Origin of the sequence: Pseudomonas sp. TH15 (genome assembly GCF_016651105.1) — a bacterium.
Classification (GTDB): Bacteria; Pseudomonadota; Gammaproteobacteria; order Pseudomonadales; family Pseudomonadaceae; genus Aquipseudomonas.
Window position 1 is genome coordinate 1,643,241 of record NZ_JAEKEL010000001.1, and the last position, 21,909, is coordinate 1,665,149.

Genomic DNA, 21,909 nt, shown 5'->3' on the forward strand with positions numbered 1-21,909 from the left:
CATGGAAAATAATCAGCCGATTATCATCAAGCGCGTCAAGCGCATTGCTGGCGGGCATCACGGGGGCGCTTGGAAAATCGCCTTCGCTGACTTCGCGACGGCGATGATGGCGTTCTTCCTGGTGTTGTGGCTGCTGTCCACTGCCACGCCGGAACAGAAGATCGCCATTGCCGGTTACTTCAAAGACCCGGTCGGCTTCTCCGAAAGCGGCACGCCGTACATCATCGATTTGGGCGGCACACCGACCCTGGCGCCGGAGAACACCCTCAACCCTGAGGTGAAATCCCAGCCGCAGCCGGACAAGGTGACGGTCGATACCGACCAGGTCGAAGGCATGGCCGAACAGGTCGAGAAAGAACGCCTGGAATTGCTGCTGCAAGAACTGCAGAACAAGGTCGAAGAGAACCCGCAGTTGCAGAAGTTCAAGGACCAAATCCTGTTCGAGATCACCCCGAACGGCTTGCGCATCCAGATCATGGACGCGGATAACCGGCCGATGTTCGACTCAGGTTCGGCTCGTCTGAAACCGTACTTCGAAGACATCCTGCTGGCCATGGCCGATACCATCAAAGCGGTGCCGAACAAGATCAGCATCAGCGGTCACACCGACGCCAAGCCGTACTCCGGCACTGGTGATTTCGGTAACTGGGAATTGTCGGCCAACCGTGCCAACGCCGCTCGCCGTGCCTTGGTCGCCGGTAGCTATCCGGATGCGCAAGTGGCGCGGGTCGTCGGTTACGCCTCGTCGGCGCTGTTCGACAAGGAAAACCCGTTCAACCCGGTCAACCGCCGTATCGACATCGTCGTGCTGACCAAAAAGGCTCAGGCAGCGATCGAAGGTTCGCAAGGTGCAGATCCGGCCAAACCGGCTGATCAGGGTCAGGACGGTGCCGCTCCGGCGACGCCGGTCGATCCGAACGCCTTGCCGGCGGATCAGCAACCGGTGCCGGCGCATGAGTTGCGCGAACGGTTGAATCTGTTCGACGACGCTGCACCCAAACCGGCCGGGCCGGGAGGTGCGGCGCCCACGCCGACAGCGCCACCGGCTACTGCACCGGCCCCCGCGCCGAAACAGTGACCCATAAAAAGCCACGGTTACCGTGGCTTTTTTGTGCCTGCCTGCGTCGCATTGACCAGTCGCAGTATTCGCAATCACGGAAGATCAGTTATGGAAAGACTCAAAGCCTATTTTCAGCGGCACGGCAACGCCCCCTTCATATTCGGCGAGGGTCGGGTCAGTGGCTATATCTCGGCCACGCTCGGGCTGTTGAGCCTGCTGGCGGTGTTCTGCTTTTTGTTCCCCGAATGGTTGACCACGGCCGAGCTGCGCAAGGTCTACGACGAGCAATTCGCGCGCACCACCCTGTTGCTCGGACTGGTGCTGTCGTTCAGCCTCGGCACCCTGAACATCCTGCTCAACAAACGTAAACGCCTGGGCATCACCGGCCTGGTTGCGTCAGGGCTGGCAGTGGTTCTCGGCGGCACCAATGTGCAGGTCAGCGAGATCGGGCAGACCCCTTACTCGCTCGGTCTGGACTGGTTTGTGCTGGCGCTGCTGATCTCGGCCATCGTGTTTATTCCGCTGGAAAAGCTGTATTCCAAAGACCCCGAGCAGAACATCCTGCGCCCGCACTGGCGTACCGACCTGACCTACTTTTTCGTCAGCCATATGCTGGTGCAGTTCATCCTGATTTTCATCACCGCCTCGTCGGGTTACATCGCCGGTTGGGCAGTGTCGCCGGGCTTGCAGGCCAGCGTACAAAGCCTGCCGTTGGTGGTGCAGTTCCTGCTGGCGATACTGGTGGCGGATCTGGGCCAGTACTGGTTGCATCGGCTCTACCATGTTGTGCCATTTCTGTGGCGCATCCATGCCGTGCATCACTCCAGCACGCACATGGACTGGCTCGCCGGATCACGCGTGCATTTCATCGAAATCCTCCTGACCCGCACCGGCGTGCTGGTGCCGCTGATGCTGCTGGGCTTCGCGCCGCAGGCGTTGAATGCCTATGTGATCCTGGTCGGCATCCAGGCCGTGCTGGCGCACGCCAACGTGCGGATCAACGGCGGCTGGCTGAATTACCTGATCGTCCTGCCGCGCTACCACCATTGGCACCACGCCCGGCACAAAGACTACATCTACAAGAACTACGCGATCCACACACCGCTGGTGGACATGCTGTTCGGCACCTTCAAGCTGCCGCCGAAAGAATGGCCGGTGCGTTATGGCGTGTTTGGCAAAGAGTTGCCGGGCGGGATTGTGCAACAGCACCTTTATGCGTTTAAGACGCCTGAGCCGAAGTAGGGCGTGTGGAGGTGAAAAAGCCGCGATGATCGCGGCTTTTTCTTGTGGCTTTCGAATGGTTGCTTTTCGCGCGGGATCATTCTTTTCGTCTGCCCTCAAGCCAGTTGGAAAGCCCCGTTCGAGTGCTGGTTATCATGTGTTGCTAAATGGATTTGAAGAAAGGGAGTGTCAGGCGTGAGTGTGGTAATTCCGGCGAATTTTATCGAGACGATTTATGTTTATCCCGAAGAGGAGTACGTCAAACCGTTTGGTAAGGCCTGGCTGTTTATGGAGTCCAGTACACGATGGATATACGCCGTCCTTTTAGCGGCTTTTTTGCTTGCGAATGTGTTCGGAAGGCGTGCATTTTCCGATCCCGGTGTTTATCTGGTGCTCGCCGGGGCTGCGGTTATTGTATTCGTGACAGTGATCATCAAATCTGTAGAACGATCGGAGGCCAAGGCTCAGGTCGATGCAGTCCATCCTGACGACGATAATGTGCACGTGAGCTTTGATGCATTGAGTGTCACCATCGAAAAACAGTTGGGCGCAGAGCGCTATTGCAGCGTGATACCCCGCTCGGACATCAAGAAAATTTCCGGCTATGTTCAGAATGGCTGGTTCAGCGTGCGGGATCGCGGCGTTGTCATCGAGAGGAATGACGACGCGCAATTTCGGTTTGTTTTTTCGCTGAAGAAGTCTCAGTGGAATGATTTTCTGCTTGGGTTTGAAGAGTCGTTGAAGCGGTTTGATTACCCTCTGGGGCCGCTGAGAAGGTTTCAAGTTTGACCAGCGGATGTCTCACGGCTTGGATCGAGGTCGTTGGCCGGATAAAACCATCGTCAAAACTTGAACGAAAAAAACCGCGAATCTCGCGGTTTTTTTACGCTTGAAGCTTGCTGATCAGTAACTGGTTTCCGGCAAACTCGCAATAATCGACCGATAACTATTCATCCGCTGCTGCTGCACACGCCCATCTTCCAACGCCTTGAGCAGCGCGCAACCCGGTTCGCGGTCGTGCTTGCAGTCGCGGAAGCGGCAGGTGCCGATCAAGTCGTTGAACTCGATGAAACCGGCTTCGACGTCGGCACGGCTGACGTGGCCGAGGCCGAATTCACGGATGCCCGGGGAGTCGATCAACTCACCGCCGCCGGGGAAGTGGAACAATCGCGCAGTGGTGGTGGTGTGAGTGCCTTGGCCGGACAGCTCGGACAACGGGCCGACGCGGGTTTCGACTTCCGGCAGCAGGCTGTTGACCAGCGAGGATTTGCCGACGCCGGACTGGCCGACGAATACGCTGATGCGCCCGTCCAGTTGCTCCTGCAATTGCTCCATGCCGTTGCCGTGGTGGGCCGACACTTCCAGCACCGGGTAACCGAGCGTGCGGTAAACCGCCAGCAAGGCATTCAGCGCTGGGGCGTTCTGCTCGTCGATCAGGTCGAACTTGTTGAGCAGCAGCAGTGGACGAATCCCGGCGTGCTCAGCAGCGACCAGATAACGGTCGATCAGGTTGGCATGCGGCTCAGGCAGCGGGGCGAAGACAATGACGATCATGTCGACGTTGGCCGCGACCGGTTTCAGCTGGCCACGGCTGTCCGGGCGGCAGAGTTCGGTTTTACGCGGCAGTTGCGCCACGATCACCCCGATGCCCTGGTTGCCGGCACGCCAGACCACCTGATCGCCGGTCACCAGCGCCGGCAGGTTGGCACGCAAGTGACAGCGGAACACTTGGCCGGCCAGCTCACCGTCGAGCGCTTCGACTTCGACCTGCACACCGAAGTGCGCGATCACCAGGCCCGTCTGTTCCGGACCCAGGTCGCCGCCCTCAAGTGCCTCGACAGCCGAGGACTCGCGTTTGGCGGCGCGGGCAGCGCGTTCGCCCTGAATCTTTTCGATGCGCCAGTTTTGACGACGATTGAGTTGGCGTTTGGCCATGGGTGTTCCGTATCAAGAATGCAGCGATTAGGTAAAACGGCCGCGAGTTTAGCACGCCCGGCCGGTTGCCTAGGCTAAACTGCGCAGCATTGCCTAGGAGCCGACACATGCAAAACCCGCAGAATCTGATCTGGATCGATCTGGAAATGACCGGTCTGAACCCTGATACCGACGTTATCATCGAGATGGCGACCATTGTCACCGACAGTGATCTGAACACTTTGGCCGAAGGCCCGGTGATCGCCATCCACCACAGCGACGCGATCCTCGCCGGCATGGACGAGTGGAACACCCGTCAACACGGCGGCTCGGGCCTGACCCAACGGGTTCGCGATAGCCGCATCAGCATGGCCGAAGCCGAAGCCGAAACCATCGTCTTCCTGGAAAAATGGGTACCAAAGGGCAAGTCGCCGATCTGTGGCAACAGCATCTGCCAGGACCGTCGCTTCCTTTATACGCACATGAAATCTCTGGAAAGCTACTTCCACTACCGCAACCTCGACGTGTCGACGCTCAAAGAGCTGGCCGCACGCTGGGCGCCGGACGTGCGTGACAGCTTCAAAAAAGGCAGCACTCACTTGGCGCTGGACGATATCCGCGAATCGATTGCCGAGTTGCAGCACTACCGTAAGCATTTCATCAAGTTCTGATGTGGCGGCGTCTTGTGGCGAGGGGGGCTTGCCCCCGTTCGGCTGCGAAGCAGTCGTAAACCTGTGCATGCGGTATGACTGACGGGATGCAGGGGAGCGCTTCGCACTCCAACGGGGGCAAGCCCCCTCGCCACAGGCTTTCTGATTGCCCTCTTTTGGTGCCGCCACGAAATGGCTAGACTGCGCGCCCTCCTGCCAGGACCGCCACCATGTTGCTGATGCTCTACCTGATCGCCATTACCGCCGAAGCCATGACCGGTGCCTTGTCTGCCGGCCGTCGCGGCATGGACTGGTTTGGCGTGGTGCTGATCGCATGCGTCACGGCGTTGGGCGGCGGTTCTGTGCGTGACGTGCTGCTCGGTCACTACCCGCTGACGTGGGTCAAACACCCGGAATACCTGGTGCTGACCTCGGTCGCGGCGATGTTCACCGTCTTCACCGCCCGCTGGATGCGTCACCTGCGCTCGCTGTTTCTGGTGCTCGACGCCGTGGGTTTGGTCGCGTTCACGCTGATCGGCTGCATGACGGCGCTGGAAATGGGCCACGGCATGCTGGTGGCGTCGGTCAGCGGCGTGATCACCGGGGTTTTCGGCGGCATCCTGCGGGACATCTTCTGCAACGACATTCCGCTGATCTTCCGCCGCGAACTCTACGCCAGCGTCTCGTTTGCGGCGGCGTGGTGCTACATGCTTTGCATCTACTTGGAATTACCAGGTGAACAGGCAATTTTGATCACGCTGTTTGGTGGTTTTCTGCTGCGCTTGCTGGCGATTCGGTTTCACTGGGAAATGCCGAAGTTCGTCTACAACGACGAAGCCTGATCTACACACGGTTCCGCGTCCTACGCCAGTCCGTGTTGTTTCAGGGCCCACTCGACATGCTCACGCACCAGTTCTGACGGGTAATGCCTGCGCGCCTTCAACGCTTCCAGCACTGGAATACTCGACGGCGCATTCCCCAGGCCGACCGCCAGATTTCGCAACCAGCGCTCATACCCGGCCCGGCGTAAGGGCGAACCCTCGGTACTGCTGAGAAACCGCTCCTCGTCCCACATGAACAGTTCGGCCAGTTCTGCGTTGTCCAGGTTGTGCCGTGGCTTGAAGTCGCTTTCGCCGGACGGACGGGCGAAGCGGTTCCACGGGCAAACGATCTGGCAGTCGTCGCAGCCGAACACCCGATTGCCGATCAGCGGTCGCAAGTCTTCCGGGATCGCGCTCTTCAGTTCGATGGTCAGGTAGGAAATGCAGCGCCGGGCATCCAGCACATACGGGCCGACGAAGGCGTTGGTCGGGCAGATGTCTAGGCACGCGGTGCAGCTGCCGCAATGTTCGGTAGCGTGGGGTGGGTCTTCCGGCAGTGGCAGGTCGACGAACAGTTCGCTGAGAAAGAAATAACTGCCGGCCTTTCGATTCAAGACCAGGGTGTTTTTGCCGATCCAGCCAAGGCCAGCCTTCTCGGCGATGGCTTTTTCCAGCACCGGGGCGCTGTCGACGAAGGCGCGGTAACCGAACGGGCCGATCACGGCCTGAATTTTTTCTGCCAGTTGTTGCACGCGTTTACGGATCAATTTGTGGTAATCGCGGCCCAAGGCATAACGCGATACGTAGGCTTTTTCCGGTTGGGCCAGTAATTGCGCCATTTGCGTGTCGCCGGGCAGGTAGTCCATGCGCAGGGACACTACACGCAACGTGCCGGGCACCAGTTCTTCCGGGTGCGAGCGTTTGCTGCCGTGGGCGCCCATGTATTCCATTTCGCCGTGGTAGCCGGCTTCGAGCCAGCGCTCCAGGTGCTGCTCATGCTCGGCCAGGTCCAGGCCGCTGATGCCGACTTGCTGAAAGCCCAGCTCGCGGCCCCAGTCCTTGATGGATTGGGCCAGGGCGGGGAGGTCTGTAGTAATAGCGGGCATGAGGCGAGAGAAACCGGAGCTGAGATGCGTATAATTCTGCCAGACATCGGAGCCCGAAGACGCATGCCGCACACTAAAGATGATTTACCCGACGCGCTGTACAGCTCCGCGCAAGTGCGTGGGCTCGATGCGAGCCTGATCGCGGCCGGCACGCCGGGCTTCGAATTGATGCAGCGTGCGGCCCGGGCGACCTGGCGTGCGCTGGTCCGCCAGTGGCCAACCGCGAACGAATTGACGGTGCTGGCCGGTCACGGCAACAACGCTGGCGACGGTTATCTGGTCGCAGTGCTGGCCCGGCGAGCCGGATGGACGGTGCGGGTGTTGACGGTCGGTGAACCTCAGCGTTTGCAAGGTGATGCGGCGTTGGCCCATGCCGAAGCCGTTTCTGAAAAAGTAATGATCGACGCCTGGAGCGCCAACGCCGAACTGCGCGGCATCATGCTGGATGCGCTGCTGGGCACTGGCCTGGCCGGTGAAGTGCGTGAGCCTTACGCCAGCGTCATCGCCGCGATCAATGCCAGCGGCCTGCCGGTGGCGGCGGTGGATATCCCGTCGGGGCTGTGTGCCGATACCGGTCGCGTGCTTGGCGCGGCCGTTCGGGCTGATCTGACCGTGACGTTCATCGGTCTGAAACTGGGACTGTTCACCGGTGATGCGGCGGACGTGGTGGGCGAGTTGGTTTTCAATGATCTGCACGCTGACCCGCAATTGATCGAAAGTGCCGCCATCAGCGCCCGTCGCCTGACGGCGAGTAACCTGCCGCGCCTGGCCGCTCGGGCGCCAACCTCGCATAAAGGCAAGTTCGGTCATGTGCTGCTGATCGGCGGTGATCGCGGTTTTGGCGGCGCGATCCTGCTGAGCGCGCAAAGCGCGTTGCGCAGTGGTGCCGGCATGGTGTCCGTGGCCACGCGCAGCGAACACGTTCCGGCCGCGCTGGCGAGAATCCCTGAAGCCATGGTGTTGGGCACTTCGTCGGCTAATCAGCTCATGGGATTGCTTGAAAAGGTGTCCGTGTTAGTCGTCGGTCCAGGCTTGGGTCAGGCGGCTTGGGGCAAAAGCTTGTTGTCTGCTGCTGCCAACGCGCCGTTGCCGCAAGTCTGGGACGCCGATGCGTTGAATATGCTGGCCGAAGAACAGGTGAAGTTGCCCGCAGATTGCATCATCACCCCGCATCCGGGCGAAGCGGCGCGGTTACTGGGCATGACCACCGCCGAAGTTCAGGCGGATCGTCCCGCCGCCGCTCACGCATTGAGCAAAAAATACACAGCTGTAGTGGTTCTAAAAGGTGCCGGCAGTCTGATCGCCAGCCCCGATGGGCGTTTGGCAGTTTGTCATCAGGGCCATCCGGCGATGGCCACCGCCGGTCTGGGCGATGTACTGGCCGGTCTGGTCGGTGCCTTGCTGGCCCAGGGCATGGCGGCGTTCGACGCCGCGTGCCTGGCGGTCTGGCTACACGCCAATGCCGGTGCACAGGAAGGTAAATCGGGCCGTGGGCTGGCGGCCAGTGATCTGATCCCAGCCATTCGTCAGTTGTTGGAGGAGCAAGCACCGTGTCTGAAATAATCCTGTACCTGGCGGATGAAGAAGCGATGACCGCGTTTGGCGCGCGGATTGCGCAAACCACCCAAGGCCATGGCCTGATTTTTCTCGAGGGCGATCTCGGCGCGGGAAAAACCACGCTGTCCCGTGGCATCATCCGTGGCTTGGGGCATGTGGGCGCGGTAAAAAGCCCGACCTTTACCCTGGTCGAACCCTATGAGATTGGCGACATCCGGGCCTTCCATTTTGACCTCTATAGACTGGTCGATCCGGAAGAGTTGGAGTACCTCGGCATCCGCGACTACTTCGACGACGATGCCATGTGTTTGATCGAATGGCCCCAGAAGGGTGCAGGGTTTTTGCCAAAGCCCGACCTGACCATTACCATTAGCCCGCAAGACAGCGGGCGTTCGCTGAAAATTTTGCCACAAGGCTCGCGTGGCGAGTCGTGGTGTGCCGCTTTGGCATTGGAAACCAATTAAATGATGGGGTCAGGTATGCGCTTTCGCGCGATGGTAGCTGCCGTAGGATTGTTGTTTTTGGCGGTGACCGTCGACGCTGTGGCCGATTCGAAGGTCAACAGCGTTCGCCTGTGGCGAGCACCGGATAACACACGACTGGTGTTCGACCTCTCGGGGCCGGTGCAGCACAGCGTGTTCACCCTGACTTCGCCGGATCGGCTGGTCATCGACATCAATGGCGCGACCCTCGGTGCGCCGTTGAAGGTCAACACCTCCAATACTCCGATTACTGCCATGCGTTCGGCCCAGCGCACGCCAACCGACTTGCGGGTGGTCATCGACCTGAAAAAAGCCGTCACGCCGAAAAGCTTTGTCCTGGCGCCGAACGCCCAGTACGGCAATCGCCTGGTGGTCGACCTGTTCGATAGCGCCGAAGCCGCCGCCCCCATTCCGCCGCCGCCGAGCAACGTCGCGACGGTGGCTCCGGTCCCGGTCACCCCAGTCGATCCTCCGGTGAAACTGCCGCCAGCTCCGGCCGGCAAGCGCGACATCGTTGTGGTCATCGATGCTGGTCACGGCGGTGAAGACCCGGGTGCCTCGGGCTCTCGCGGCCAGCATGAGAAAGACGTGGTATTGGCCATCGCCCGTGAGCTGCAGCGCCAGATCAGCGGCATGAAGGGCTACCGCGCCGAACTGACCCGTACCGGCGACTACTTCATCCCGTTGCGTGGCCGTACTGAAATCGCCCGCAAGAAAGGCGCCGACCTGTTCGTCTCGATCCACGCCGACGCCGCGCCTTCCGCCGCAGCCTTTGGTGCATCGGTGTTTGCCCTGTCAGATCGCGGCGCCACTTCGGAGACCGCCCGTTGGCTGGCCGATAGCGAAAACCGTTCTGACTTGATCGGCGGTGCCGGCAGCGTCAGCCTCGACGACAAGGACCGCATGCTCGCTGGCGTGCTGCTCGATCTGTCGATGACCGCTTCCCTGACCTCCAGCCTGGACGTTGGCCAAAAGGTCTTGAGCAACATTAGTCGCGTCACGCCGTTGCACAAACAACGCGTCGAGCAGGCTGGGTTCATGGTCCTGAAGTCGCCGGATATTCCGTCGATCCTGGTGGAAACCGGCTTCATCTCCAACGCTAATGAAGCGACCAAGCTGTCTGGAGCTAGCCATCAGCAGGCGCTTGCGCGTTCCATCAGCGCCGGCGTCCGCCAGTTCTTCCAGCAGAACCCGCCGCCGGGCACCTACATTGCCTGGCTGCGCGATTCGGGCAAGATCGCCCAAGGGCCGCGTGACCATCGCGTCAGCCCGGGCGAGACGCTGGCGATGATTGCCGTGCGTTATCAGGTGTCCCCGGCGACCCTGCGCAGCGCCAACAATCTGAAAAGCGATGAGCTGAAAATCGGCCAGACCCTGACCATTCCCGGCACTGAACTGGCGGCCAAAGAATGAACCAGGCGCTGACCAATACCGCTCGTATCGAGCTGCTTAGCCCGCGACTGGCGAACCAGATTGCCGCCGGTGAAGTGGTCGAGCGCCCGGCATCGGTGATCAAGGAGTTGCTGGAAAACAGCCTCGACTCCGGCGCCAAGCGCATTGATGTCGATGTCGAGCAGGGCGGCGTCAAGCTGCTGCGAGTGCGCGACGACGGCAGCGGCATTTCTGCCGATGACCTGCCGCTGGCCTTGGCGCGGCACGCCACCAGCAAGATTCGAAACCTCGAAGACCTCGAACAGGTGATGAGCCTCGGGTTTCGCGGTGAAGCCCTGGCGTCGATTAGCTCCGTGGCGCGCCTGACCCTGACGTCCCGCACCAAGGACGCTGATCAGGCCTGGCAAGTCGAAACCGAAGGTCGGGACATGGCACCCCGTGTGCAACCGGCCGCCCATCCAGTGGGCACCTCGGTGGAAGTGCGGGACCTGTTCTTCAACACCCCGGCCCGGCGCAAATTCCTCAAGACCGAAAAAACCGAATTCGATCACTTGCAAGAAGTGATCAAACGCCTGGCCTTGGCGCGATTCGACGTGGCGTTCCATTTGCGCCACAACGGCAAGACCATCCTCAGTCTGCACGAAGCTCATGATGATGCGTCCCGTGCCCGGCGTGTGGCGGCGATTTGCGGCGCGGGGTTCCTGGAGCAGGCGCTGCCGATCGAAATCGAGCGCAATGGCCTGCATTTGTGGGGTTGGGTCGGGTTGCCGACGTTCAACCGCAGCCAGGCAGACTTGCAGTACTTCTTTGTGAATGGCCGTGCCGTGCGCGACAAACTGGTGGCCCACGCGGTGCGCCAGGCCTATCGCGACGTGCTGTTCAACGGCCGGCACCCGACGTTCGTGCTGTTTTTCGAAGTCGATCCGGCGGGCGTTGACGTCAACGTGCACCCGACCAAGCACGAAGTGCGTTTCCGTGACGGGCGCATGGTTCACGATTTCCTCTACGGCACCTTGCACCGCGCCTTGGGCGATGTGCGGCCGGACGATCATCTGGCGGCACCCGTGGCGACGGCCATCGTCCGACCTACCGGCATCGATGCCGGTGAGTTCGGCCCGCAAGGCGAAATGCGTCTGGCGGCCAATGCCTTGCTGGAACAGCCGCAAGCGCAACCGTCGTTCAATACGGCGGCAGGTTCGGGTGCTGGCGCCGGATATCAGTATCAGTACACGCCGCGGCCTCAATCTGGCGTGCCGGTTGCGGAAGCCCAGGCGGCCTACCGCGAGTTCTTCGCGCCATTGCCCGAAGCCAACGCAGTAGCGCTGCCGGCCGGGCAGGACGACATTCCGCCACTGGGTTATGCGCTGGCGCAGCTGAAGGGCATCTATATCCTTTCGGAAAACGCCCAAGGCCTGGTGCTGGTGGACATGCACGCCGCTCACGAGCGGATCATGTACGAACGCCTGAAAGTCGCCATGGCCAGCGAAGGCCTGAGCGGCCAGCCGCTGCTGGTCCCGGAATCCCTGGCCGTGAGCCAGCGCGAAGCCGATTGCGCCGAAGAGAACATCGCCTGGTTCCAGCGGCTGGGCTTTGAATTGCAGCGCCTTGGTCCGGAAACCCTGGCGATCCGGCAGATCCCGGCACTGCTCAAGCAGGCGGAAGCCAACCGCTTGGTCAGCGACGTACTGGCCGACCTGATGGAATACGGCACCAGTGACCGGATTCAGGCGCACCTGAACGAACTGCTCGGCACCATGGCCTGCCACGGCGCGATCCGGGCAAATCGACGCTTGGCTTTGCCTGAAATGAACGGCCTGCTGCGGGACATGGAAAACACCGAACGCAGCGGTCAATGCAACCATGGCCGACCGACCTGGACCCAATTGGGCCTGGACGATCTGGACAAACTGTTCTTGCGCGGTCGTTGATGAGCCAGCTTCCTCCAGCGATTTTTCTGATGGGCCCGACCGCTGCGGGCAAGACCGATCTGGCTATCGAACTGACCAAAGTCCTGCCTTGCGAACTGATCAGCGTCGATTCGGCGCTCGTCTATCGCGGCATGGACATCGGCACTGCCAAGCCCTCCAAAGAACTATTGGCCGAATTCCCACACCGCTTGATCGATATTCTCGACCCGGCGCAGAGCTATTCGGCGGCGGATTTTCGTCGTGATGCTCTGGAGGCTATGGCCGAGATCACCGCGCGAGGCAAAATTCCGCTGCTTGTAGGCGGCACGATGCTCTACTACAAGGCTTTGGTCGAAGGCCTGGCGCAAATGCCGGCGGCCGATCCAGAGGTTCGCGCGCAAATCGAAGAAGAGGCTGCACGCCTTGGCTGGCAGGCCCTGCACGATCAATTGGCGCTGATTGATCCGGTCTCCGCCGCGCGAATTCACCCGAACGATCCCCAGCGTCTCAGTCGGGCACTGGAAGTTTATCGTGTCAGCGGTCAGAGCATGACCGAGCTGCGACTCAGACAATCTGCGCAAAGTACTGAAGCAGCCGCTTCGGGACTGCAACAATTGCCCTATACTGTCGCGAACTTGGCCATCGCTCCGGCTAATCGTCAGGTACTGCACGCCCGTATTAAACAAAGATTCACAAATATGTTGGAACAGGGATTCATCGACGAGGTCGTAGCCCTGCGTACGAGAAGTGACCTGCATTCAGGGTTGCCGTCTATACGCGCTGTAGGGTACCGACAAGTCTGGGATTACCTGGATGGCAAGCTGACGCAAGCCGAGATGCAGGAGCGGGGAATCATTGCCACGCGCCAATTGGCAAAGCGCCAGTTCACCTGGCTACGCAGTTGGGCTGATTTACACTGGTTGGACAGCCTCGATTGCGACAATCTGCCGCGCGCCTTGAAATACCTTGGGACCATCTCCATATTGAGCTGAGTCCTTGCAATTGCCGTCTATCCTTGGGGGTGTGACGGCTCAAGCCATCTGTTTACCTATTTTTTATATTGAATCCTTAAAGGAGTGCGGCACATGTCAAAAGGGCATTCGCTACAAGACCCTTACCTGAATACTTTACGTAAAGAGAAAGTTGGGGTTTCCATCTACCTGGTCAACGGGATCAAACTGCAAGGCACGATCGAGTCTTTCGACCAGTTCGTTATCCTGCTGAAAAACACCGTTAGCCAGATGGTTTACAAACACGCTATCTCTACAGTGGTGCCGGTTCGTCCAATTCGTCTGCCTAGCGCAACCGAATCCGAAGCAGGTGACGCTGAGCCAGGTAACGCCTGATAGGAGTCTCCTTTGTTCTTTGAGCGCCACGGTGGTGGTGAGCGAGTGATCCTCGTTCACTTGGATGGACAGGACCCTGAGGCGCGCGAAGATCCGCAGGAGTTTCAGGAGTTGGCTAATTCGGCCGGCGCCGAGACCGTTGCGTTTTTTAACGTGCCGCGTCATCGGCCAACCGCCAAATTCCTGATTGGCAGCGGCAAGGTCGAGGAGCTGCGCGACCTGGTCCATGCCGAAAAGGCAGATCTGGTCATCTTCAATCACATCCTCACGCCCAGTCAGGAACGTAACCTCGAACGTGTTTTCGAGTGTCGCGTGATCGACCGTACCGGTCTGATTCTCGATATTTTCGCCCAACGTGCCCGTACCCATGAAGGCAAGCTCCAGGTAGAACTGGCCCAGCTTGACCACATGAGCACCCGGCTGGTTCGTGGCTGGACCCACCTTGAGCGTCAAGGTGGCGGTATCGGTATGCGTGGCCCGGGTGAAACCCAGTTGGAAACCGACCGCCGTTTGCTGCGGGTTCGCCTGCGACAGATCAAGGGCCGGCTGGAAAAAGTGCGCAGTCAGCGCGAACAGTCGCGACGCGGCCGTTCGCGTGCGGATATTCCTACCGTGTCCCTGGTGGGGTATACCAACGCCGGCAAATCCACGCTCTTCAATAACGTGACGAAATCCGACGTGTACGCGGCTGACCAGTTGTTCGCCACGCTGGACCCGACCTTGCGCCGTCTGGAACTCGACGACCTGGGGCCGATTGTCCTGGCCGACACTGTGGGTTTCATACGCCACTTGCCCCACAAACTGGTCGAGGCGTTTCGGTCTACGCTCGAAGAGTCAAGCAACTCAGACCTGCTGTTGCACGTGATCGATGCGGCCGAACCGGATCGCATGTTGCAGATCGAGCAGGTGATGGTGGTGCTGGGTGAGATCGGAGCCCAGGACTTGCCGATCCTCGAGGTCTATAACAAACTCGATTTGCTTGAAGGCGTTGAGCCACAAATCCAGCGCGACGAAAACGGCAAGCCCCAACGGGTCTGGCTGTCGGCGCGTGATGGAAGTGGTCTGGAATTGCTTGAGCAAGCCATTGCCGAGTTGCTGGGCGGTGATTTGTTTGTGGGTACCTTACGCTTGCCGCAACGCTTTGCTCGACTGCGTGCGCAGTTTTTCGAGCTCGGCGCGGTACAGAAAGAAGAACACGACGAAGAAGGCATCTGCCTGCTGGCCGTTCGCTTGCCTCGGGTCGAGTTGAATCGACTGGTGAGCCGCGAAGGCCTGCAACCGATGGATTTCCTCGAGCAACACACTTTGCAATAAAAGCCTGAGAAAGCGGTTGTGCCGCGGTGACAGGCATTCTGTAGCATTGGTCGGCGCGCCGTGGGTGCGTCTTTGCTTTATCAGATGGAGAGCGCTATGGCTTGGAATGAGCCGGGTGGCAACTCGAATAATCAGGATCCTTGGGGTGGCAAGCGCCGCAATAACGGCGACCGCAAGGGACCACCGGATCTCGACGAGGCCTTCCGAAAGCTGCAGGAAAGCCTGAACGGGTTGTTCGGTGGTGGTAAGAAACGTGGTGACGACGGCGGTGGTTCGGGCAGGAGTGGCGGCTTCGGCGGCCTGCTCGGCATCGGCCTGGTCGTGCTCGCAGCCGTGTGGCTGTACAGCGCGGTCTACGTGGTCGACGAGCAGGAGCAAGCCGTTGTGCTGCGCTTCGGCAAGTACTACGAAACAGTCGGCCCGGGCCTGAACATCTACTTCCCGCCGATCGATAAAAAGTACATGGAAAACGTGACGCGCGAGCGTTCGTACACCAAGCAAGGCCAGATGCTGACCGAAGACGAGAACATCGTCGAAGTGCCGCTGACCGTGCAGTACAAGATCAGCAACCTGCAGGATTTCGTGCTGAACGTCGATCAGCCGGAAATCAGCCTGCAGCAAGCGACCGACAGCGCCTTGCGCCATGTGGTGGGTTCCACCGCGATGGATCAGGTCCTGACCGAAGGTCGTGAGTTGATGGCCAGCGAAATCAAGGAGCGTCTGCAACGCTTCCTCGATACCTATCGCACCGGTATCACCGTCACCCAGGTCAACGTACAGAACGCAGCGGCACCGCGTGAAGTCCAGGAAGCCTTCGATGACGTGATCCGTGCCCGTGAAGACGAGCAGCGTTCGCGCAACCAGGCTGAAACCTACGCCAACGGCGTCGTGCCGGAAGCCCGTGGTCAGGCCCAGCGTATCCTTGAAGATGCCAACGGTTACCGTGACGAAACGGTATCGCGCGCCAAGGGTGAGGCTGATCGCTTCACCAAACTGGTGGCCGAGTATCGCAAGGCACCCGAAGTTACCCGCCAGCGTCTGTACCTGGACACCATGCAGGAAGTCTTCACCAACACCAGCAAGGTTCTCGTGACCGGCAACAAGAATGGCCAGAGCAATCTGCTGTACTTGCCGCTGGACAAGATGATTCAGAACAGTTCAGGCGGTAATGCGCCGGTAACCGGTTCTGCCGCCGCCAATAGCAACACGGATGTCGCGCCGCATGTCACTGACTTGCCGCAAACGCGCACAAGGGAGACCCGCTGATGAGCAATAAATCGCTGATCGCCCTGATCGTTGGCGTCGTTGTGCTGCTGGTTGGCTGGAACTGCTTCTACATCGTGGCTCAGACCGAGCGTGCGGTGATGCTGCAGTTCGGTCGCGTGGTCCAGACTGATGTTCAGCCAGGCCTGCATGTGAAAGTGCCTTACGTTAACCAGGTGCGCAAATTCGACGCACGCCTGATGACACTGGATGCACCGACACAACGCTTCCTGACGCTGGAAAAGAAAGCCGTCATGGTTGACGCCTTCGCCAAGTGGCGCGTGAAAGATGCCGAGCGCTTCTACACCGCAACGTCCGGCCTCAAGCAGATTGCTGACGAGCGTCTGTCCCGTCGTCTGGAATCGGGCCTGCGTGACCAGTTTGGTAAGCGCACCCTGCACGAAGTGGTTTCCGGTGAACGTGACGCGCTGATGGCTGACATCACCGCTTCGCTGAACAAGATGGCGGAAAAAGAGCTGGGTATCGAAGTTGTCGATGTTCGGGTCAAGGCCATCGATCTGCCGAAAGAAGTAAACCGCAGTGTGTTCGAACGTATGAGCACCGAGCGTGAGCGTGAAGCTCGCGAGCACCGCGCCAAGGGTAACGAGTTGGCTGAAGGCATCCGTGCCGACGCCGATCGTCAACGCCGCGTGTTGCTGGCCGAAGCGTATCGTGAATCCGAAGAGGTTCGCGGTGACGGTGACGCCCAGGCTGCTGCGATCTACTCCAAGGCTTACGGCCAGGATCAGGAGTTCTACGGTTTCTACCGTAGCCTGCGTGCCTACCGTGAAAGCTTCGCGAACAAAACCGACGTCATGGTCCTCGACCCAAGCAGCGACTTCTTCCGTTATCTGGAAAAGTCCAAGCCTTGATACAACGTTGACCTGAATCATCCCCCGCCTGGCAGCTAAAACCTGCGGCGGGGTGATCCTTTGGGAAAACGTGTGTATGATGCGGCAGCCGGGAAATTCCCGGCTTTTTTGCGTCTGCACGTTTGATTGCGGTTTTTTGGCAGGCGTCCGAGTTGAATGACTCGACCGGTTTTTCGAGGAAAGTGATTGGCGAAGCCGGTTTCAGGCTTTTCGCCACGTCGTTCATGCGCGTGGTTTGCACATGAGCCGATCATTTTCTGCTTCACTCAAGGCTCGCCCAACGGCTGGCCGCCCGGATCATAGGGGAATGGCGTAATGGCAACGGTAGACCGCTGGCTGCTGCCAGATGGCATCGAAGAAGTACTGCCACCAGAAGCGGCGCGCATTGAAGTAGCGCGCCGCCAGGTGTTGGATCTGTTCCAGAGCTGGGGTTACGAGTTTGTCGTGACTCCCCATATCGAGTACCTGGAATCCCTGCTGACCGGCGCGGGCCAGGACCTGGATCTGCGTACCTTCAAGGTCATCGACCCGCAATCGGGCCGGCAGATGGGTTTCCGTGCGGACATCACGCCGCAAGTGGCGCGCATCGATGCGCACACCCTGCGTCGCGAAGGCCCGAGCCGTCTGTGCTATGCCGGCAGCGTGCTGCATGCTCAGCCGCGGGCGTTGTCGTCTTCGCGCAGCCCGATCCAGTTGGGCGCCGAGTTGTACGGCGACGCCAGCCCGAGCAGCGACGTGGAAGTTATCAGCCTGATGCTGGCCATGCTGCAACTGGCCGATGTGCCAGACGTGCACATGGACCTCGGTCATGTAGGTATCTACCGTGGCCTGGCCCGCGCCGCCGGTTTGTCCGGTGAAGTCGAGCAACAATTGTTCGACGCATTGCAACGCAAGGCTATCGACGAGGTCATTACCTTGACCGAAGGCCTGCCTGCCGATCTGTCGGGCATGTTGCGAGCGCTGGTCGACCTGTGTGGCGGCCGTGAAGTGTTGAGCGCTGCCCGTGAGCGTCTGGCCAATGCGCCGGCGCCGGTACTGGCTGCGCTGGAAGACTTGCTGGCGATTGCCGACCGTCTGTCCACGCGTTTCCCGGAATTACCGCTTTACTTCGATCTGGGCGAACTGCGCGGCTATCACTACCACACCGGTGTGGTGTTCGCGGTGTTCGTACCGGGTGTTGGCCAATCCATTGCCCAGGGCGGTCGTTACGACGACATCGGCGCCGACTTCGGTCGTGCCCGCCCGGCAACGGGTTTCTCTACCGATTTAAAAACCCTGGTGACCCTGGGGCGTGCTGAGATCGAGCTACCGTCTGGCGGTATCTGGATGCCTGACAGTACGGATGCGGCACTCTGGCAGCAGGTTTGTCAGTTGCGCAGTGAGGGTCAGCGTGTCGTTCAGGCGTTGCCTGGGCAACCATTGGCCGCCGCCCGTGAAGCGGACTGCGACCGGCAATTGATTCAGCAGAACGGGCTTTGGCAAGTATTGCCGCTGGCTTCTTGAGTTTTCCTGCCGGCGGCTGCCGGCACCAAGTTTGCGCGAATGAGGACAAGTGTTATGGGTAAGAATGTCGTAGTCCTGGGCACCCAATGGGGTGATGAGGGCAAAGGCAAGATCGTTGATCTGCTGACCGAACATGCTGCCGCCGTAGTGCGCTACCAAGGTGGCCACAACGCTGGCCACACCCTGGTGATCGACGGCGAAAAAACCGTCTTGCACCTGATCCCGTCGGGCGTGCTGCGCGAAGGCGTGCAGTGCCTGATCGGCAACGGCGTGGTGGTTGCACCGGACGCTCTGCTGCGCGAGATCATCAAGCTGGAAGAGAAAGGTGTACCGGTGCGCGAGCGCCTGCGTATCAGCCCTTCCTGCCCGCTGATCCTGTCCTATCACGTTGCGCTGGACCAGGCGCGTGAAAAGGCCCGCGGCGAGCTGAAGATCGGCACCACCGGTCGCGGCATCGGCCCGGCTTACGAAGACAAGGTTGCCCGTCGCGGTCTGCGCATCGGTGACCTGTTCCACCGTGAGCGTTTCGCCGCCAAGCTGGGCGAGTTGCTGGATTACCACAACTTCGTTCTGGTCAATTACTACAAAGAGCCAGCGATCGACTTCCAGAAAACACTCGACGAGTGCATGGAATACGCCGAGCTGCTCAAGCCGATGATGCTCGACGTCACCGCCGAGCTGCACGAGCTGCGTCGCGCTGGCAAAGACATCATGTTCGAAGGCGCCCAAGGCTCCCTGCTGGACATCGACCACGGGACCTACCCGTACGTCACCAGCTCCAACACCACTGCGGGCGGCATCGCTACCGGTTCGGGTTTTGGTCCGATGTACCTGGATTACATCCTCGGCATCACCAAGGCCTACACCACTCGCGTGGGTTCGGGTCCGTTCCCGACTGAGCTGTTCGACGACGTTGGCGCGTTCCTGGCCAAGCGTGGCCACGAGTTCGGTGCTACCACCGGCCGTGCCCGTCGTTGCGGCTGGTTCGACGCCGTTATCCTGCGTCGCGCTATCGACGTCAACAGCATCTCGGGCCTGTGCCTGACCAAGCTGGACGTGCTGGACGGTCTGGAAACCATCAACATCTGTGTTGGCTACAAGAACCAGGATGGTGCAGTGATCGACGCACCGACCGACGCCGACAGCTACATCGGCCTCGAGCCAGTGTACGAAGAGATGCCAGGCTGGACCGAATCCACCGTCGGTGCCAAGACCCTGGAAGAGCTGCCGCAAGCTGCTCGTAACTACATCAAACGCGTCGAAGAGTTGGTCGGCGCGCCGATTGACATTATTTCGACGGGCCCGGACCGCAACGAGACCATCGTTTTGCGTCACCCGTTCGCTTAATAAGTCGTTGATGTAAAACACAAAGGCCCCTTAATTGGGGCCTTTGTCGTTTATGCCTGCAGGACGGCACAACCTTTGCTGTAATTATCCCTTCTGGCGTGCCATCAATTTAATGGCGTCAAAGCAGAGGGATATTCCCGTGTCAGCCATTCTCTCACTGTTACAAAGCCGTCTTCTGCGGCCCGTGTTCGTTACCCTTGGTATCGCCCTATTGGTGCAAGTGCTGGTCGCCGTCGCTCTGACTCGGAGCACAGTCACCGCATTGGAAGCCGATCTTGGAAATCGCTTGGGGGTCGACAGTCAAAAGCTCTCTGGTGAGCTGGAGCAGGCGGGGCGTGAAGTCACGTCGAGTCTGGATAGCTTGTCCACCAATACCCGTCAGCGCCTTACCGCCGGTTTGTCCTCGCGTCTGAAGGATGAGCAGGCGCAGTTGCGTACGACATTGGAAAAAGACCTGAAGGACTCCGCCAACGACATGGCGCAGCTTCTGGCCTCGGTCGCACCTCGCGCCATGTGGGACAGCGACGTTCCGACCCTGTCTGAATTCGCTCGTCGGGCCCAGCGCAATCCGAACGTGTTGTTCGTGATCTACGACGACGCCACCGGCCAGCATCTGACGCGCTATTTGAACCGCGAGAACCCGATCAACAAGGCGCTGCTGGAGAAGGGCCAGGGCGAGCGGGCATTGGACAAAGTGCTGGATGCGGCGAAGAACGATCCATCGGTCTACTACCTCGAAGCCTCAATCAGCCCCAATGGCGTGGAAATCGGCAAGGTCTTGATGGGTGTCTCCACAGCGTCGGTGGAAGTCGATTTGGCGGCTCTCGACAAGCGCTTCTCGGCGCTGATCGCCAGCAGTGATCAGTTGGTCGGCGATAGCCTCAAAGGCGCGGCGGCGGACAGCGCGGCGGCAATGGGCGCACGTCTGAAGTCGGCGCAGTCCACCGCTTCGCAAATGCAGGCCAACACCACCAACACCGTGCAGGAAGCGGCGGGTACTTTGCGCTGGCGCATCGGCATGGGCCTGGCGATTGTAGGTTTCGGTGTGTTGCTGTTGCTGGCCGTGGTGTTGGGTCGTCGAGTGGTCAATCGCCTGAAAATGCTGATTGCGGCCATGGATGACCTGGCGGCGGGTGAGGGTGACCTGACCAAGCGTGTGCAGATCAACAGCAAGGACGAAATCGGCGACATGGCCTCGGCGGTCAATCGCTTTGTGGATAAGTTGCAGCCGATCGTGCGTGAAGCGGGCGACGTGGCCCAGCGCACTGGTGTGGAAATCGGTGCGATGACCTTGCGCAATGCCGGGGCTGATGCGGCGGCCGGTATGCAGCGTGATGAAGTGGCCGAGAGCCTGCGCGCGTTGTCGCAAATGGCTGATGAGGCTCAGTCTGAAAGTCATGCGATGCAAGCGGCGTTGCAGCAAGTGGTAGACATCCGTTCGGCGACTGACGAGAACACTCGGACTTCGGCGAAGGTCGGCAGTCTGATCGAAGCGTTGGCTGGGCAAGTCGACACCGGGGCGAAGGTGATCGAGCGTCTGGCGCAGCAAAGTGAACAGATTGAAGTGGTGCTGACGGTGATTCACGGGATCGCCGAGCAAACCAACCTGTTGGCGCTGAACGCAGCCATCGAAGCGGCGCGGGCTGGTGAGACCGGTCGCGGCTTTGCGGTGGTGGCTGACGAAGTGCGGGCGCTGGCGAGCAAGACCCAAAGCTCTACCGGCGACATCCAGGCGCACATCGTGGCCTTGCAGCAAGGTGCGCGTGAGGCGGTGGCGGCGATTGGTCAGGCCGGGCGTCAGGCCAGCGAAGGTTTGTTGGTATTGCGTGACAGTGCGCGGCTGCAGCAGTCGGTGCAGGTGTCGGTTGAGCAGGTGCATGCGGCGATTGGTCTGGCGACCCAGGCCGCGGCGCATCAGGCGCAAGGCGCGCAAGCCGTGCGTGGACGGGTTGAGACCATTCATGCCCAGGCTGAGAAAGCGGCTCAGGCGGTGGTGGAGACCACGGCCAGTGGGAAGGTGCTGGATGGGTTGGCGGCGCAATTGAAGGCGAGCCTGGGGCAGTTCAGGGCTTAAGCCTTTTGTTTGCAGGTCTGACGCTTTCGCGGGCAAGCCTCGCTCCTACAAGGACCATGCGATCCCTTGTAGGAGTGAGG

The 21,909-nt window shown here is 60.1% G+C and carries 19 protein-coding genes; 17 read left to right on the plus strand and 2 right to left on the minus strand.

Annotated elements, in window-relative coordinates; translation table 11 throughout:
• The first annotated feature begins 1 nt into the window (after position 1).
• From motB to JFT87_RS07405, 3 genes are all read left to right on the plus strand, one after another.
• Entirely contained in the window at positions 2 to 1,078 is a 1,077-nt protein-coding gene (motB, locus tag JFT87_RS07395; RefSeq protein ID WP_201200112.1) for a flagellar motor protein MotB, read from the plus strand.
• A gap of 90 nt (positions 1,079 to 1,168) precedes the next feature.
• The gene (locus JFT87_RS07400; protein WP_201200113.1) at positions 1,169 to 2,302 is read left to right on the plus strand and encodes a sterol desaturase family protein; all 1,134 of its coding nucleotides are present in this window, start codon (positions 1,169 to 1,171) and stop codon (positions 2,300 to 2,302) included.
• Between the two features lie 174 nt (positions 2,303 to 2,476).
• Positions 2,477 to 3,070, plus strand: a complete 594-nt coding sequence (locus JFT87_RS07405) for a hypothetical protein (RefSeq protein ID WP_201200114.1) — start codon at positions 2,477 to 2,479, stop codon at positions 3,068 to 3,070.
• A gap of 114 nt (positions 3,071 to 3,184) precedes the next feature.
• Here the strand turns inward: JFT87_RS07405 and rsgA are convergent, their stop codons facing one another.
• Positions 3,185 to 4,216 (minus strand): small ribosomal subunit biogenesis GTPase RsgA, encoded by a 1,032-nt coding sequence (gene rsgA, locus JFT87_RS07410; RefSeq protein WP_201115147.1) that lies wholly within the window; start codon positions 4,214 to 4,216, stop codon positions 3,185 to 3,187.
• 107 nt (positions 4,217 to 4,323) lie between these two features.
• Between rsgA and orn the strand changes: the two genes are divergently transcribed.
• Positions 4,324 to 4,866 (plus strand): oligoribonuclease, encoded by a 543-nt coding sequence (orn, locus tag JFT87_RS07415; protein ID WP_201200115.1) that lies wholly within the window; start codon positions 4,324 to 4,326, stop codon positions 4,864 to 4,866.
• A gap of 209 nt (positions 4,867 to 5,075) precedes the next feature.
• The gene (locus JFT87_RS07420; protein ID WP_201200116.1) at positions 5,076 to 5,687 is read left to right on the plus strand and encodes a trimeric intracellular cation channel family protein; all 612 of its coding nucleotides are present in this window, start codon (positions 5,076 to 5,078) and stop codon (positions 5,685 to 5,687) included.
• Positions 5,688 to 5,707: 20 nt separating this feature from the next.
• Here JFT87_RS07420 and queG read toward each other — a convergent pair whose 3' ends face one another.
• Positions 5,708 to 6,772 (minus strand): tRNA epoxyqueuosine(34) reductase QueG, encoded by a 1,065-nt coding sequence (gene queG, locus JFT87_RS07425; RefSeq protein ID WP_201200118.1) that lies wholly within the window; start codon positions 6,770 to 6,772, stop codon positions 5,708 to 5,710.
• Between the two features lie 63 nt (positions 6,773 to 6,835).
• Here queG and JFT87_RS07430 point away from each other — a divergent pair, with 63 nt between their 5' ends.
• The 12 genes from JFT87_RS07430 to JFT87_RS07485 all read left to right on the plus strand — a co-directional run bounded on the left by JFT87_RS07430 (position 6,836) and on the right by JFT87_RS07485 (position 21,829).
• The gene (locus tag JFT87_RS07430) at positions 6,836 to 8,335 is read left to right on the plus strand and encodes an NAD(P)H-hydrate dehydratase (RefSeq protein WP_201200120.1); all 1,500 of its coding nucleotides are present in this window, start codon (positions 6,836 to 6,838) and stop codon (positions 8,333 to 8,335) included.
• Positions 8,323 to 8,793, plus strand: coding sequence for a tRNA (adenosine(37)-N6)-threonylcarbamoyltransferase complex ATPase subunit type 1 TsaE (tsaE, locus tag JFT87_RS07435; RefSeq protein ID WP_201200122.1), 471 nt, complete (start codon positions 8,323 to 8,325; stop codon positions 8,791 to 8,793). Before JFT87_RS07430 ends, tsaE begins: the two co-directional genes overlap by 13 nt.
• Entirely contained in the window at positions 8,794 to 10,224 is a 1,431-nt protein-coding gene (locus JFT87_RS07440; RefSeq protein ID WP_274610060.1) for an N-acetylmuramoyl-L-alanine amidase, read from the plus strand.
• Positions 10,221 to 12,131 carry a DNA mismatch repair endonuclease MutL gene (mutL, locus tag JFT87_RS07445; RefSeq protein ID WP_416195305.1) on the plus strand — a complete coding sequence of 637 codons (1,911 nt, stop codon included), beginning with the start codon at positions 10,221 to 10,223 and terminating at the stop codon, positions 12,129 to 12,131. The genes JFT87_RS07440 and mutL overlap by 4 nt, the downstream gene beginning before the upstream one ends.
• Positions 12,131 to 13,102, plus strand: a complete 972-nt coding sequence (gene miaA / locus JFT87_RS07450) for a tRNA (adenosine(37)-N6)-dimethylallyltransferase MiaA (protein ID WP_201200123.1) — start codon at positions 12,131 to 12,133, stop codon at positions 13,100 to 13,102. Before mutL ends, miaA begins: the two co-directional genes overlap by 1 nt.
• Positions 13,103 to 13,195: 93 nt before the next feature.
• The gene (gene hfq / locus JFT87_RS07455) at positions 13,196 to 13,456 is read left to right on the plus strand and encodes an RNA chaperone Hfq (RefSeq protein ID WP_007902656.1); all 261 of its coding nucleotides are present in this window, start codon (positions 13,196 to 13,198) and stop codon (positions 13,454 to 13,456) included.
• 12 nt (positions 13,457 to 13,468) lie between these two features.
• Positions 13,469 to 14,770 carry a ribosome rescue GTPase HflX gene (hflX, locus tag JFT87_RS07460; protein WP_201200127.1) on the plus strand — a complete coding sequence of 434 codons (1,302 nt, stop codon included), beginning with the start codon at positions 13,469 to 13,471 and terminating at the stop codon, positions 14,768 to 14,770.
• A 96-nt stretch (positions 14,771 to 14,866) separates the two neighbouring features.
• Positions 14,867 to 16,036: an FtsH protease activity modulator HflK gene (gene hflK, locus JFT87_RS07465; protein WP_201200130.1), complete on the plus strand. Its 1,170-nt coding sequence runs from the start codon at positions 14,867 to 14,869 to the stop codon at positions 16,034 to 16,036.
• Positions 16,036 to 16,905, plus strand: coding sequence for a protease modulator HflC (gene hflC / locus JFT87_RS07470; protein WP_201200133.1), 870 nt, complete (start codon positions 16,036 to 16,038; stop codon positions 16,903 to 16,905). Before hflK ends, hflC begins: the two co-directional genes overlap by 1 nt.
• 315 nt (positions 16,906 to 17,220) lie before the next feature.
• A complete protein-coding gene (locus tag JFT87_RS07475; RefSeq protein ID WP_201200135.1) occupies positions 17,221 to 18,408 on the plus strand; it encodes an ATP phosphoribosyltransferase regulatory subunit in 1,188 nt (395 codons plus the stop codon).
• Between the two features lie 54 nt (positions 18,409 to 18,462).
• Positions 18,463 to 19,755: an adenylosuccinate synthase gene (locus tag JFT87_RS07480; RefSeq protein WP_010464193.1), complete on the plus strand. Its 1,293-nt coding sequence runs from the start codon at positions 18,463 to 18,465 to the stop codon at positions 19,753 to 19,755.
• A 139-nt stretch (positions 19,756 to 19,894) separates the two neighbouring features.
• Positions 19,895 to 21,829: a methyl-accepting chemotaxis protein gene (locus JFT87_RS07485; protein WP_201200137.1), complete on the plus strand. Its 1,935-nt coding sequence runs from the start codon at positions 19,895 to 19,897 to the stop codon at positions 21,827 to 21,829.
• The last annotated feature ends 80 nt before the right edge of the window (positions 21,830 to 21,909 follow it).